We start from the raw sequence: 14,397 nt of genomic DNA on the forward strand, positions 1-14,397 counted from the left end.
CGCTGCGCACGAAAGACGACTCCTGCAAAACAGGGGTCGATGACCTGACAGTTATCCCCCCGTCACCTCGCTAGATTCCCGACCTCATTCAACAGAGGTCGGGAATTCATGCCCCATATACCCCGTAGATCAGCGTTCATCATCAGCCTTGTGGCTGCTGGCGGTTTTCAACTCGCGTATGCCCGTGGTGATATCGAATACAGACCGTACTCGATTCAACCGTATGACGCGCTTGATGAGTGGTTCTACACGCCTGAAGAACCAGCGGCCCTCCTAGACAATTACCTCGCCCGGCAGGCGACTACCCCCAATGGCTTGCAGGTCGCCAAGGTGCTCGACCCTGCGCTGATTCGCCTGCTGGAGTCAGGCCAACTGACCTCCGAACAGCTCAAAGCCCTGCAAAAGTTGGACGATGCGCTCAAAAGACAACCGGGTGGCTATGGCGCGGCCCTGGAGCAACTGGCGGGCAGTCAACATGCCAACCTGGCTGCAGCCACCCAGAACACCACACAACAACTCAGCCACCGCTTGCTCACCACTTTGCGCGAATTGCCGACTGACGAAGACGGCCACTTCTGGGTAAAAAACCTCGGCAATGAGGGCAGCCTCGACGGCCAACGCGGCAGCGCCGGTCTTAACCTGGACACCCAAGGCCTGCTGTTGGGTACGGATTGGGCGCTGGACCACGCCTGGCGGGTCGGCGTGCTGGGCGCAAAATCCACTCATCGCCTGGACGCCAGGCGCTTTGCCGCCGAGCTGGACAGCTGGCACCTGGGCGCCTATGCCGTACGCCAGGACGGCCCCCTGGCCGTGCGCCTGGGAGCGATCTACAGCAACCATGGCGGGAAGAATAAACGCACGATCGATATCCAGGGTTACAAGAACTCGCTCAATGGCAACTACGACGCCACAAGCCAGACGGCTTTCGCCGAATTCGGCTATCAGCTGGGCCGTGGGGACTTCAGCCTTGAACCGTTTGCCGGCCTTGGCTACCAGCGCTATCAACGTGACGGCTTCCAGGAGCACGGCGGGCTGACGGCGCTGAATGTCCGCGCGCAAACCCAGCAGAACGTCAACAGCACCCTCGGCCTGCGCCTGGCGAAGTCGTACAGGTTCGATAACCAGATGATCCTCACGCCGCACCTGAGCAGCGGTTGGAAACACCTGTATGGCGATGTGGACAGTCGGGTGCGCCAGTCCTTCCGATATGGCGGCGGCGCCATTGACGACTTCACCATCCAAGGCACATCCCTGGACCGCAACAGCCTCAACCTGCAGGCGGGGTTGGACCTGGCCTTGACGAACAACCATAGCGTCGGCCTGGCCTACGCCAGCGAGTCCGGCACCCACAGCAGCAGCCAAAGCCTGACCGGACAGTGGCGGATTCGGTTCTGACCCTCAAATCCCAGGCAAAAAAAAGGGGGGCACCTGCCCCCCCGAGGATTAAGCGGTAGTGTCGAAGGCTGGATCAGCCTTCGATTTCAATCAGGATTTCACCCGGGTTGACCCGGTCGCCCTTGGCCACATGAACGGCGGTGACCTTGCCGGCGATGGCCGCCTGCACTTCAGTCTCCATCTTCATGGCTTCGGTGATCAGCACGGCCTGGCCGGCCTTGACCACATCGCCTTCCTTGACCAGCACGTCGACGATGTTGCCCGGCATCGCCGTGCTGACGTGACCCGGCGCCGTGGCGTGCTTGCGCTTGCTGCCGCCACTGCTGACGAACTCGTTGAGCGGTTCGAACACCACTTCTTCGGGCATGCCGTCGATGGACAGGTAGAAGTGACGCTTGCCTTCGGCCTTCACGCCAACACCGGTGATGTCCACGCGGTAGCTTTCACCGTGCACGTCGATGACGAACTCGGTCGGTACGCCCTCGCCACCCGGGCGAGCCACGCCACCGGCTTCAGGGATTGGCAACAGCACTTCTGGCGCGAGGGTGCCCGCGTCGCGCTCTTCCAGGAATTTGCGCCCGATGTCCGGGAACATGGCGTAGGTCAGTACGTCTTCTTCAGACTTGGCCAACGCGCCGATTTCGCCGCGCAGCTTGGTCATTTCCGGCTTGAGCAGGTCAGCCGGGCGCACGTCGATCACCTCTTCGCTGCCGATGGCCTGGCGCCGCAGTTTCTCGTTCACGGTGCCCGGCGCCTTGCCGTAGCCGCCTTGCAGGTACAGCTTCACTTCGTTGGTGATGGTCTTGTAGCGCTCGCCGGCCAGCACGTTGAAGAACGCCTGGGTGCCGACGATCTGCGAGGTCGGGGTCACCAGCGGCGGGAAGCCGAGGTCTTCACGCACACGCGGGATCTCGGCCAGCACTTCGCTCATGCGGTTCAGTGCGCCCTGCTCTTTGAGCTGGTTGGCCAGGTTGGAGATCATGCCGCCCGGCACCTGGTTGACTTGCACACGGGTGTCGACGGCGGTGAATTCGCTTTCGAACTGGTGGTACTTCTTGCGCACGGCGTAGAAGTACAAACCGATTTCCTGCAGCAGCTCCAGGTCGAGACCGGTGTCGAATTCGCTGCCTTTGAGGGCGGCGACCATCGACTCGGTGCCCGGGTGGCTGGTGCCCCAGGCGAAGCTGGAGATGGCGGTGTCGATGTGGTCGGCACCGTTTTCAATGGCCTTGAGCTGGCACATCGCGGCCAGGCCGGCGGTGTCGTGGGAGTGGATGAAGATCGGCAGGGTCTGCTCGGCTTTCAGCGCCTTGACCAGCTCACCTGTGGCATACGGGGTCAGCAGGCCGGCCATGTCCTTGATCGCGATGGAGTCGCAGCCCATGGATTCCAGTTGCTTGGCCTGGGCCACGAACGCTTCGACGGTATGCACTGGGCTGGTGGTGTAGGCGATGGTGCCCTGGGCATGTTTGCCGGCCGCTTTCACGGCTTCGATGGCCACGCGCAGGTTACGCACATCGTTCATGGCGTCGAAGATGCGGAACACGTCGATGCCATTCACGGCAGCCTTGGCGACGAAAGCTTTGACCACGTCGTCGCTGTAGTGGCGGTAGCCCAGCAGGTTCTGCCCACGCAGCAGCATTTGCAGGCGGGTGTTGGGCAACGCCGCGCGCAGTTTGCGCAGGCGCTCCCACGGGTCTTCTTTCAAGAAGCGCACGCAGGCGTCGAAGGTCGCGCCGCCCCAGACTTCCAGGGACCAGTAGCCTACTTTGTCGAGCTTGTCGCAGATCGGCAGCATGTCGTCGGTGCGCATGCGGGTCGCGAGCAACGATTGGTGGGCGTCGCGCAGGATGGTGTCGGTTACGAAGATTTTCTTGCTCATTATTCTTTTCCTCACAGGCCTGCGTGGGCGGCGATGGCGGCGGCGATGGCCAGGGCCAGCTCTTCGGGTTTGCGCTTGATCGAGTAGTTGGTCAGCTCAGGATGGCTTTCCACAAAGCTTGTATTGAACTGGCCGCTGCGGAATTCCGGGTTGCGCAGGATTTCCTGGTAGTAGGCGGCGGTGGTCTTCACACCTTGCAGGCGCATGTCGTCCAGGGCGCGCAGGCCACGGTCCATGGCTTCTTCCCAGGTCAACGCCCACACCACCAGTTTCAGGCACATGGAGTCGTAGAACGGCGGGATGGTGTAGCCGGTGTAAATCGCTGTGTCGGTCCGCACGCCAGGACCGCCGGGGGCGTAATAGCGGGTGATCTTGCCGAAGCTCGGCAGGAAGTTGTTCTTCGGGTCTTCGGCGTTGATACGGAACTGCAACGCGAACCCCCGGTGCTGGATGTCTTCCTGCTTGACCGACAGCGGCAGCCCCGACGCAATGCGAATCTGCTCACGCACGATGTCGATGCCGGTGATTTCCTCGGTGATGGTGTGTTCCACCTGCACCCGGGTGTTCATCTCCATGAAGTACACCTCGCCCTCGGCGAGCAGGAACTCCACGGTGCCGGCATTCTCGTAGCCCACGGCCTTCGCCGCGCGCACCGACAGGTCGCCGATGTAGGCGCGCTGTTCGGGGGTCAGCTGAGGGCTTGGGGCGATTTCGATGAGTTTCTGGTTGCGACGCTGGATCGAGCAATCGCGCTCGAACAGGTGCACCACGTTGCCAAAGCTGTCACCGAGGATCTGCGCCTCGATGTGCTTGGGGTTGACGATGCATTTTTCCAGGAACACTTCCGCCGAACCGAACGCCTTGGTGGCTTCGGAAATCACGCGGGGGAAGGCTTGTTCGAGTTCTTCGCGGCTGTTGCAACGACGGATACCGCGCCCGCCGCCACCGGAGGTGGCCTTGAGCATCACCGGGTAACCAATGCGGTCGCCTTCGGTCAGGGCTTCATGGATATCGGCGACGTTGCCTTCGGTGCCGGGGGTGACCGGTACGCCGGCCTTGATCATGCTGCGGCGCGCTTCAGTCTTGTCGCCCATGCGGCGGATGACTTCGGCGGACGGACCAATGAACTTGATCCCACGTTCGGCACAGATGTCTGCCAGTTCGGCGTTTTCCGACAGAAAACCATAGCCCGGGTGCAACGCGTCACAGCCGGTTTCCACGGCCAGGTTCACCAGCTTGCGCGGGTTCAGGTAGCCGGCCAGGGGCTCGGCACCAATGCTGTGGGCTTCGTCGGCACGTTTGACGTGCAACGCATGGCGGTCGGCGTCGGAAAAGACCGCGACCGAGCGAATGCCCATCTCGGCGCAGGCACGCACGATTCGTACGGCAATTTCACCACGGTTGGCGATCAGGATCTTTTTTATCACTTGGAAATTCCCTTGAGCCGATTGCTGCGTTCTTCAACCCGCTAGACCCGGGTCGGCGCGTGACTAAATGTTTCATGACAGTCGCGAGACACACACTAAGCCGCGCAAGGGATTAACAAAAATCAATAATTATTGGGTCGTGCATAAGTAAAGACTTATAGTTATCCGGACGGCTCAGGGCGAAAGGACAAAAATAATGCGTAAGTCATTGATGCGTATGACATTGCGTCAACTGCAGATCTTTAACGAAGTGTGCGATTTGCGCTCCTACAGCCGTGCCGCCGAGGAAATGTCCCTCACACAACCGGCCGTCAGCCTACAAATTCGCCAGCTGGAAGAGCTGATCGGCCAGCCGTTGTTCGACTACGTTGGCAAAAAGCTCTACATGACCGAAGCCGCCGAAGCCCTGCAGCGGGCCAGCCGCGATATCTTCGGGCGCCTGGAAAACCTCGATATGCAGCTCTCGGACATGCAGGGTTCGCTGCAAGGCCAGTTGAAGCTGGCGATTGAGTCCAGTGCCAAGTACTTCGTGCCGCACTTGTTCGCCGCCTTCAAGCGCCAGCACCCGGAGGTGCAATTGCACCTGACCGTGGTCAACCGCGCACAGGTGATTCGCAGGCTGTCGGACAACCGTGACGACCTGGTGATCATGTCGATGGTGCCCCAGGACATGGGCCTGGAATTCCTGCCCTTCCTCAACAACCCGATTGTCGCCGTGGCGCCACCGGACCATCCCTTGAGCCTGCAAGGTCCGTTGCGCCTGCAGGACCTGGAACCCTACACGCTGCTGCTGCGCGAGCCGGGCTCCGGTACGCGACTGGCGTGCGAGGAGTACTTCAAGGAGAAACGCGTGCACTTCACCCAGACAGTGGAAGTGGCCTCGGCCGAGGCGCAGCGCGAATGTGTCTGTGCAGGCCTGGGCGTGGCCCTGTTGACGCGTCATGCGGTCAACATGGAGCTGGCCACCGGCGGGCTCAAGGAGCTACCGGTGGAAGAACTGCCGCTGTACCGCAGCTGGTGCCTGGTGCAAGCCAAGGCCAAGCGCTTGTCACCGGTGGCCCATGCGTTCCTGGGCTTTATCCGCAGCGAACGGGCGCAGATCAGCGTGCTGGCTGAGCGTTTCGCTGGGCAGCCACGGGTGCCTGCCAATGGAGTTCCGGGTAGTCAGTGATGCTCTGGAGCAGTTGGCGCTCTTCACAACGGTCTTCGATTGCGCGACGGAACGCCATGCGGCGCTGGTCTTCCTGCTGACGACGGGTCTTGACGGCGCTGTTGCTGTCTTCGTAGGGACGTGCCATTTGGAATCTCCCAATGCGAGTACGGGGAGTTCAGGATGGGCTCGGGGAGTTACGGTTTAGCGGCGCGGGGATGACAGGACGATGAATCTTCTGGAAATACAGGCGATCAAAATGTGGGAGCGGGCTTGCTCGCGAATGCGGTGGTTCAGTTACAACATCTTTGACTGGCACGCCGCCTTCGCGAGCAAGCCCGCTCCCACACAAGCCCTACCCCACATTGCTGTGCGTGCGACCTATCAGTCGTCGAGGGCTTTGACGGACTTGGGCGACAACCGCAGGCTGCGCAAGCTGCGTTTCACGCTCTTGAGGTGGTTGACCAGGCTCGGCCCGCGCGCCATGGCCACGCCCATGGCCAGCACGTCGATCACCACCAGGTGGGCGATGCGCGAGGTCAGCGGCGTGTAGATTTCGGTGTCTTCGTGCACGTCGATCGCCAGGTTGACCGTGGACAGCTCCGCCAACGGCGTCTGGCTCGGGCACAGGGTGATCAGCGAAGCGCCGCTCTCACGCACCAGGTTGGCGGTGATCAGCAAATCCTTGGAACGACCGGACTGCGAAATGCAGATCGCCACGTCGGTGGGCTTCAAGGTCACCGCCGACATCGCCTGCATGTGCGGGTCGCTGTAGGCCGCTGCGGTGAGCAGCAAGCGGAAGAACTTGTGCTGGGCGTCGGCCGCCACGGCGCCGGAAGCACCGAAGCCATAGAACTCGACCCGCTGGGCCTGGGACATGGCGGTCACGGCCTTTTGCAGCTCCACCGGGTCGAGCTTCTCACGCACTTCCATGAGGGTGTGCAACGTGGTGTCGAAGATCTTCAGGCTGTAGTCGGCGACGGAGTCGTCTTCATGGATCGCAAACTGCCCGAAGCTCGCGCCGGCAGCCAGGCTCTGGGCCAGCTTGAGTTTCAGGTCCTGGAACCCGGAGCAGCCGATGGCGCGACAGAAGCGCACGATGGTCGGCTCACTGATGCCCACGCTATGGGCCAGGTCGGCCATGGAACTGTGCATCACGGCCGCAGGGTCAAGCAGCACGTGATCGGCAACCTTGAGTTCCGATTTGCGTAACAGGTGGCGCGACTGGGCGATATGTTGCAACAGGTTCAAAGGGCAGGACTCTTGTTATTGGCAGACGCCAGGGATGTAGCAAGCTTGTAGTTATACTACAAGAATTGCCGTTTTGCCCGCCCGATGCATCACTAAATCGCCCTGCTGCCCTCTGATTCAAAGGGCACAGGCTTTGTAGCCACAGGGGCGCGCCCCGCGACTCTAAGGAAAATCTGCATTTTTACGTAACAAATCTGCCAACCCTTGCGCCTGCATCGGCCGGCTGATCAGGTAGCCCTGCACTTCATCGCAGCGCTCTGCGCGAAGGAAATCCAGTTGCTGCTGATCTTCCACACCTTCGGCCACCACCTTGAGCGCCAGCCCATGGGCCATGGCGATGATTGCCCGGGTGATCGCGGCGTCTTCGCGGCCCTGGCCGAGCCCACGGATGAAGGTCTGGTCGATCTTCACGTAGTCCACCGGGATGCGTTTGAGGTAACTGAGGGACGAATAACCCGTGCCGAAGTCATCGATCGCCAGCTTCACGCCCAGGTCGCGCAGTTGCTGGAAGGTGGCGATGATGTGCTCAACGCTGTCGAGCAACTGGCTTTCGGTCAGCTCCAGCTCCAGGTATTGCGGATCGAGGCCGGTTTCTTCGAGCACCTGGCGCACCAGGCTCACCAGTTTGCCCTGGCGCAATTGATGCACCGACAGGTTCACCGACACCCGGATCGGCGCCAGCCCCTGGCGTTGCCACTCGCACGCCTGCCAGCAGGCCTGGCGCAACACGAATTCGCCCAGCGGCACGATCAGGCCGGTCTCTTCGGCCAGACCGATGAAATCGCCCGGCGGCACCATGCCCCACTGCGGGTGCTCCCAGCGAATCAGCGCTTCGGCGGCATTCAGCTTGCCGGTGGCCAGGCACAGCTTGGGTTGGTAGAACACCGTGAGCTGGCGTTCGTCAATGGCCTTGCGCAGGTGGTTCTCCAGCTGCAGACGCTCCAGGGTGCTGGCTTGCAGGCTGTCGGTGTAGAACTGGAAGTTATTGCCGCCCAAGTGCTTGGCATGCTGCATGGCCATGTTCGATTGGCTGACCAACGCAGAAATTTCCCGCGCGTTATCCGGCAGCAAGCTGACGCCCATGGACGCACTGACCACCAGCTCATGCCCTTCCACCGTCACCGGCACCCGCAGCTTGGCCAGCAGCCGTGTGGCCACCCGCGCCAGGCTCGACAGGTTGCCATAGGCGTCAAACAACACCGCGAATTCATCCCCGGACAGGCGCGCAATGGTGTCGGCTTCCGGCAAGGCATTGATCAGGCGACGGGACATCTTCTGCAGCAACTGGTCGGCCACTTCATGACCTAGGCTGTCGTTGAGCAGCTTGAAGCGGTCCAGGTTGATGTGCAGCAACGCCAGGCTGCGCCCGCCCTGACGCACCCGCGCATGGGCTTCGCGCAAGCGCTCGCGAAACAGCGAGCGGTTGGCCAGGCCGGTCAGTTCGTCATAGTGGGTGAGGTAGCGCATGCGCTCTTCAGATTCACGACGGGCCGACAGATCGGCGAAGAAGCCCACGATATGGCTGACTTTTCCGCGAACATCGCGCACGACATTTAACTGCAGCCACTGCGGGTACAACTCGCCGTTCTTGCGCGTTTCCACCAACTCCCCTTGCCAGGAGCCATGGCTGAGCAATGCCTGGCGGATCACCGGGAAATGGCGGCGCGCATCACGACTGCTGGGCAGTTCCACCACGTTGCGACCGATCATGTCGTCGGTATCAAAGCCGGTGACGCGGCTGAAGGCCTGGTTCACGGCGATCAGCACGTAATTCGGGTCGAGGATCACGATGCCTTCGCTGGCGGCCTCGAACACCGTCGAGGCCAGGCGCTGCTGTTCTTCCAGGGCCTTGTCGGCGCTGATATCGCGGCGCGTGCCCAGCATGCGCGTGACTCGTCCGCTGGGCGCACGCTCCACGGCGCGGCCACGGTCTTCGATCCATACCCAATGGCCATCACCGTGGCGCACGCGGTATTCGACCTGGTAGTCCTCGCTGCGCCCCTTGAGGTGCTCCACCAGCGCACGCTTGAGCAGTGGCAAGTCTTCGGGGTGCAGGCGCGGCTTGAGGTGACTGAGCATCGCCGTGACGTACTCGGGCTCCAGGCCAAACAGCTCCTTGAGCTGGGTGTGATGGACTTCGTCGGTTTGCAGGTTCCAGTCCCACAGGCCCAGCTCGCTGGCTTGCAGCGCCATGGCCAGGCGCGCCTCACTCTTGTTCAGGGCCAGGCTGGCGGCGTCCAGTTCCTGGCTGCGTTGCGCCACGCGGTCTTGCAGGCCGATTTGTGCTTCACGCAGTTCCTGCTCGACCTGGCGACGCTGCTCGACTTCGCGTACCAGTTCCTGGTTCAACTGCTCGCTGCGTTGCTGCGCCTGCTGCAGGTGCTCGATCAGCGCCTGGTTCTGGAAGCGGCGCAACAACCCGCGCTGGATCAGGCGATTGACCTGCCACGCCACCACACTCAAGGAGGCCAGCAGGATCAGGCCGAGCACGCCCCAACCTTGCTGCTGCGGGGCGCCGTTCCAGAACAGGTAAAGGATGGCCGGCACCAGGCACGGCACGGCAAAGGACAGGAATGCGGGCAGGCTCACGGCGTAGGCCACGCTGGCCGAGAGCGTCGCGGCACCGATCAGGCCGAACACCCAGGCCTGTTGCATGAAGCTGTCCACCGGCACCAACGCGATGGCTGCCGTGGCCAGGGTCAGGCCGCTGACCGCCGAACCGAGCATGAACATGCGCCGCCATATGGGCTGGGCCTGGCGGCTGGGCATGGCCGAGTCAAAGGCCGCCACCTGGATCACGCGCATGGCCACCAGGGCGAGCAGCCACACCAGCCAGATGCTGTCGAGCAGGTATTGCTTGGGGTTCCACAATAACCAGGCGCAGACCAGGCCGTTGACCAGCATCAACAAGGTCGGCAGCAGCGAACCCTGATACAGCAGGCGCGTGCGTTCGACCGCCATCTCTGTGGCGTAGTGTTTGCGGATGACCTGCGCGGGCGCCGCCGAGGGGCCGAACAGGTCGGTGCTGAGGGTCATAGGCAGTGTTCTTATAATGGTGAGCCCGAAACGTCGACGGAGCATACACAAGCACGCGCTTGGGCCAAACTGCTCCAAGTCATAAAAAACGCACGATAAACCGTCGCAAACCTTGGGGCCAGACAGCTTGAGCGAGACACTGCGCGGGCTGTGGCCCATGACCGACCGGTCATCACCCCCGATAGAATGTTTCAGCCACCCCGTTCGCCCTTGAAGTTTTCCATCGACCACCCGGCATTGGGATTTGCCCCACTCCCCCCGGGGCCATAGAATGCGCCGATGCGCGATGATCTCTCCCTTTTGCTGAACTCCCTCAACGATGCCCAACGCCAGGCCGTAGCAGCCCCCGTTGGCCGTCAGTTGGTCCTGGCCGGTGCTGGCTCCGGTAAAACCCGCGTGCTGGTGCACCGTATCGCCTGGTTGATCCAGGTCGAAAACGCGTCCCCGCACTCCATCCTGTCGGTGACCTTCACCAACAAGGCCGCTGCCGAGATGCGCCACCGCATCGAGCAGTTGATGGGCATCAGCCCGGCCGGCATGTGGGTGGGCACCTTCCACGGCCTGGCGCATCGCCTGCTGCGAGCGCACTGGCAGGAGGCGGGCCTGGCCCAGACCTTCCAGATTCTCGACAGCGACGACCAGCAACGCCTGGTCAAGCGCGTGATCCGTGAGCTGGGCCTGGACGAACAGCGCTGGCCAGCGCGCCAGGCGCAATGGTTCATCAACGGCCAGAAAGACGAAGGCCTGCGCCCGCAACATATCCAGGCCAGCGGCGATCTGTTCCTGGCGACCATGCGCAGCATTTATGAGGCGTACGAAGCTGCCTGCGTGCGCGCCGGTGTGATCGACTTCTCCGAGCTGCTGCTGCGCGCCCTCGACCTGTGGCGCGACAACCCGGGTTTGCTGGCGCACTACCAGAAACGCTTCCGCCACATTCTGGTGGACGAGTTCCAGGACACCAACGCCGTGCAGTACGCCTGGTTGCGCCTGCTGGCCAAGGGCGGCGACAGCCTGATGGTGGTGGGCGACGACGACCAGTCGATCTACGGCTGGCGTGGCGCGAAAATCGAGAACATCTACCAATATTCCGAAGATTTCCCGGACGCCGAGACCATTCGCCTGGAGCAGAACTACCGCTCCACCGCCGGCATCCTCAAGGCTGCCAACGCCTTGATCGCCAACAACACCGGGCGCCTGGGCAAGGAGCTGTGGACCGACGGCGGCGAAGGCGAGGCGATCAACCTGTACGCTGCCTTCAACGAGCACGATGAAGCGCGCTATGTGGTGGAAACCATCGAGAGCGCCCTGAAAACCGGCCTGGCACGCAGCGACATCGCAATCCTGTACCGCTCCAACGCCCAGTCGCGGGTGCTGGAAGAAGCCCTGCTGCGTGAGCGCATTCCGTACCGCATCTATGGCGGCCAGCGCTTCTTCGAACGCGCTGAAATCAAGAACGCGATGGCCTACCTGCGGTTGCTGGAAGGCCGTGGCAACGATGCGGCGCTGGAACGGGTGATCAACATCCCGGCGCGCGGCATCGGTGAAAAGACCGTTGAAGCGATCCGCGACCACGCACGCCATGCCGATGTATCGATGTGGGAATCCATGCGTTTGCTCATCGCCAATAAAGGCCTGACCGGCCGTGCAGCGGGTGCGTTGGGTGTGTTTGTCGAGTTGATCGAGAACCTGGCGGCCAAGTGCGCGGAAATGCCCCTGCACCTGATGACCCAGACGGTGATCGAACAGTCCGGCCTGATCGCCTATCACGAAGCGGAAAAAGGCGAGAAAGGCCAGGCTCGGGTAGAAAACCTTGAGGAACTGGTCAGCGCCGCCCGCGCGTTCGAGAACACCGAGGAAGACGAAGAGCTGACGCCGCTCGCCGCGTTCCTCGGCCATGCATCGCTGGAGGCCGGTGATACCCAGGCCGACGAGCATGAAGACAGCATCCAGCTGATGACCTTGCACAGTGCCAAGGGCCTGGAGTTTCCGTATGTGTTCCTGGTGGGCATGGAAGAAGGCCTGTTCCCCCACAAGATGAGCCTGGAAGAGCCCGGCCGCCTTGAGGAAGAACGCCGCCTGGCCTATGTGGGCATTACCCGCGCCATGCAGAACCTGGTGATGACCTACGCCGAGACCCGACGCCTGTACGGCAGCGAGACCTACAACAAGGTGTCGCGCTTCGTACGTGAAGTGCCGAAGGGGCTGATCCAGGAAGTGCGTTTGTCCAACAGCGTCAGCCGTCCGTTCGGCGGTGGCCAGCAGCAGAGCGCCAGTACTCTGTTCGCCGGTTCCGAGATTCCGGAGACCCAGTTCAGCCTCGGCCAGCAGGTCAAGCATGCGATCTTCGGCGAAGGGGTCATCCTCAACTTCGAAGGCGCCGGCGCCCAGGCGCGGGTGCAGGTGAATTTCGCCGAAGGCAGCAAGTGGCTGATGATGGGTTACGCGAAGCTCGAAGCCATTTGACCCCCCCGTTTTAGGAGCCCGGCGATTCGACAAGCCGGGCTCCTACAATGTGAAGAATTGTGAGCCTCCCTTGTTTTCCGGCGTTGCGGGCCAATATCTGTAACTAGTCCTACAGACCCTTCGGAATCGGTCTTACGCAAAAGCCCGAAACACTATGCCGCTAGCCACTGTCACTGCACCTGTGCAACATGGCGCGCGTGCAATCCACAAATGGGAATTCCCTTTATGAAACGTTTTCTTAGCATCGCCATGGCGTTGTGCATCGGCCTGACGATGAGCCTCGACGCCAACGCCAAACGCTTCGGTGGCGGCAAAAGCATGGGCTCGGCGCCGACTCACCAGACCAGCCAAATGGCTCCATCCGCCGGTGGCATGGGCGGTGCAGCCGCAACCGCAGGCGCAGCCGGTGCTGCTGGCGCCGCTGCCAAGGCCGGCGGTGCTTCGCGCTGGTTGGGCCCTCTGGCCGGTATCGCGGCCGGTGGCCTGCTCGCTTCCATGTTCATGGGCGGCGGCTTCCAGGGCATGCAGATCTTCGACATCCTGATCATGGCGGTCATCGCCTTTGTGATCTTCCGCTTTATCGCCGCCCGTCGCCGCAAGCAGCAGGAGCATCTGGCTCCAGCCGGCGCGCCGATGCAGCGTGAAGTGTTCGAGCAAAAGCCTGCCATGGGCTCGATCTTCGGTGGTTCTGCAGCCCCTGCTGCAGCCCGCCCGGTGATCAACGCTCCAGCCTGGTTCAACGAAGAACGTTTCGTCGAAGCGGCCCGCAACCACTTCCAGTCCCTGCAACAGCACTGGGACGCCAACGAAATGGACAAGATCGCCGAGTTCGTGACCCCGCAACTGCTGGAGTTCCTCAAGCGCGAACGCGCAGACCTGGGCGACGGCTTCCAGTCGACCTACATCGACGACCTGCGCGTACAGCTCGAAGGTGTGGATGATCGCGCCGACAAGACCATCGCCACCCTGACCTTCAGCGGTGTGTCGAAGACCTCGCGTTTCGACCAGGGCGAAGTGTTCAGCGAAAGCTGGAACATGGAGCGCGCCCAAGGCGACAACCAGCCTTGGCTGGTCGCCGGTATCCGCCAGAACGGCTGATACCCGCACGCTTGAGCAAGCGGTAATAAAAACCCCGGACATGTTCCGGGGTTTTCTATTTCACGGTTGCACTTATAGCGAGCTACTGTATAAAACGCCCCTATGAACCGCGCCATCTAGCAAGAGGATCCCGGCCGTGGAAGAAATCATCGAACAATTGCGTGAAGCCAACGAACCGGTCCCGGTTCCTCTGGAACTGCCTGACGAAGACCTGCTGGTGGAAATCGAGGAACAACTGTTCATCGACATCCCCTTTGTCTTCCGTGAATTCCTGCTGACCGTCAGCGACGTGGTGTACGGCAGCCTGGAGCCGGTGACCGTCACCGACCCGCAATCCCACACCTACCTGCCGGACGTTGCCGCCAACGCCTGGGACGCCGGTGTCGACCGCAGCCTGATCCCGATCTGCCAGGATGGCGATGACTACTACTGCGTCGAAGAAGACGGCACCGTGGTGCTGTGGTCTGGCGAAGAAGAAATCGTCACCGAGGAAACCTGGGAATCGGTGTGGCACTGGGCGCGGGACGTCTGGCTGGAAAGCTGAGCCAAACACTAGCGCCAACCCCTGTGGCGAGGGAGCTTGCTCCCGCTGGGCTGCGAAGCAGCCCCAATCCAAACGACGCGTTCTTTCAGATGCAGTGATGCGAAGGTTTTGGGGCTGCTGTGCAGCCCAACGCGAGCAAGCTCGCTCGCCA

The 14,397-nt window shown here is 61.9% G+C and carries 10 protein-coding genes; 5 read left to right on the forward strand and 5 right to left on the reverse strand.

Annotated elements, in window-relative coordinates; all coding sequences use genetic code 11:
* Positions 1-108 precede the first annotated feature (108 nt).
* A complete protein-coding gene (locus HX803_RS10900; RefSeq protein ID WP_178920456.1) occupies positions 109-1,395 on the forward strand; it encodes an autotransporter domain-containing protein in 1,287 nt (428 codons plus the stop codon).
* A gap of 73 nt (positions 1,396-1,468) precedes the next feature.
* Here HX803_RS10900 and oadA read toward each other — a convergent pair whose 3' ends face one another.
* Together oadA and HX803_RS10910 are read right to left on the reverse strand one after the other, a co-directional pair.
* Complete coding sequence (gene oadA, locus HX803_RS10905) at positions 1,469-3,277, reverse strand: sodium-extruding oxaloacetate decarboxylase subunit alpha (RefSeq protein WP_016971699.1); 1,809 nt, start codon at positions 3,275-3,277, stop codon at positions 1,469-1,471.
* 11 nt (positions 3,278-3,288) lie between these two features.
* Positions 3,289-4,704, reverse strand: a complete 1,416-nt coding sequence (locus tag HX803_RS10910) for an acetyl-CoA carboxylase biotin carboxylase subunit (protein WP_016971700.1) — start codon at positions 4,702-4,704, stop codon at positions 3,289-3,291.
* 196 nt (positions 4,705-4,900) lie between these two features.
* On the opposite strand from HX803_RS10910, the gene HX803_RS10915 reads away from it, so the two are divergent.
* On the forward strand, positions 4,901-5,875 hold the full coding sequence (locus HX803_RS10915) for a LysR family transcriptional regulator (protein ID WP_178920458.1): 975 nt from the start codon (positions 4,901-4,903) through the stop codon (positions 5,873-5,875).
* Here the strand turns inward: HX803_RS10915 and HX803_RS10920 are convergent.
* The 3 genes from HX803_RS10920 to HX803_RS10930 all read right to left on the reverse strand — a co-directional run bounded on the left by HX803_RS10920 (position 5,805) and on the right by HX803_RS10930 (position 10,141).
* Positions 5,805-6,002 carry a PA3496 family putative envelope integrity protein gene (locus HX803_RS10920; RefSeq protein ID WP_178920460.1) on the reverse strand — a complete coding sequence of 66 codons (198 nt, stop codon included), beginning with the start codon at positions 6,000-6,002 and terminating at the stop codon, positions 5,805-5,807. The two genes, HX803_RS10915 and HX803_RS10920, sit on opposite strands and share 71 nt — an antisense overlap.
* A 236-nt stretch (positions 6,003-6,238) precedes the next feature.
* Positions 6,239-7,105: a transcriptional regulator HexR gene (hexR, locus tag HX803_RS10925; RefSeq protein ID WP_003177007.1), complete on the reverse strand. Its 867-nt coding sequence runs from the start codon at positions 7,103-7,105 to the stop codon at positions 6,239-6,241.
* Between the two features lie 162 nt (positions 7,106-7,267).
* Positions 7,268-10,141 carry an EAL domain-containing protein gene (locus HX803_RS10930; RefSeq protein ID WP_178920462.1) on the reverse strand — a complete coding sequence of 958 codons (2,874 nt, stop codon included), beginning with the start codon at positions 10,139-10,141 and terminating at the stop codon, positions 7,268-7,270.
* A 279-nt stretch (positions 10,142-10,420) separates the two neighbouring features.
* Here HX803_RS10930 and uvrD point away from each other — a divergent pair, with 279 nt between their 5' ends.
* From uvrD to HX803_RS10945, 3 genes are all read left to right on the forward strand, one after another.
* Complete coding sequence (gene uvrD, locus HX803_RS10935) at positions 10,421-12,604, forward strand: DNA helicase II (RefSeq protein ID WP_178920464.1); 2,184 nt, start codon at positions 10,421-10,423, stop codon at positions 12,602-12,604.
* Positions 12,605-12,829: 225 nt separating this feature from the next.
* Complete coding sequence (locus tag HX803_RS10940) at positions 12,830-13,702, forward strand: Tim44 domain-containing protein (protein ID WP_178920466.1); 873 nt, start codon at positions 12,830-12,832, stop codon at positions 13,700-13,702.
* A 136-nt stretch (positions 13,703-13,838) separates the two neighbouring features.
* The gene (locus HX803_RS10945; protein WP_010207624.1) at positions 13,839-14,246 is read left to right on the forward strand and encodes an SMI1/KNR4 family protein; all 408 of its coding nucleotides are present in this window, start codon (positions 13,839-13,841) and stop codon (positions 14,244-14,246) included.
* The last annotated feature ends 151 nt before the right edge of the window (positions 14,247-14,397 follow it).

The organism is Pseudomonas sp. P7548 (assembly GCF_013386585.1).
GTDB lineage: Bacteria > Pseudomonadota > Gammaproteobacteria > Pseudomonadales > Pseudomonadaceae > Aquipseudomonas.

What these genes read in the sequence shown, in the direction of transcription:
- HX803_RS10900 (WP_178920456.1), top strand. Translation starts at nt 109, where the DNA reads ATGCCCCATATACCCCGTAGATCAGCGTTCATCATCAGCCTTGTGGCT.
- oadA (WP_016971699.1), bottom strand. Translation starts at nt 3,277, where the DNA reads ATGAGCAAGAAAATCTTCGTAACCGACACCATCCTGCGCGACGCCCAC.
- HX803_RS10915 (WP_178920458.1), top strand. Translation starts at nt 4,901, where the DNA reads ATGCGTAAGTCATTGATGCGTATGACATTGCGTCAACTGCAGATCTTT.
- HX803_RS10920 (WP_178920460.1), bottom strand. Translation starts at nt 6,002, where the DNA reads ATGGCACGTCCCTACGAAGACAGCAACAGCGCCGTCAAGACCCGTCGT.
- HX803_RS10930 (WP_178920462.1), bottom strand. Translation starts at nt 10,141, where the DNA reads ATGACCCTCAGCACCGACCTGTTCGGCCCCTCGGCGGCGCCCGCGCAG.
- uvrD (WP_178920464.1), top strand. Translation starts at nt 10,421, where the DNA reads ATGCGCGATGATCTCTCCCTTTTGCTGAACTCCCTCAACGATGCCCAA.
- HX803_RS10940 (WP_178920466.1), top strand. Translation starts at nt 12,830, where the DNA reads ATGAAACGTTTTCTTAGCATCGCCATGGCGTTGTGCATCGGCCTGACG.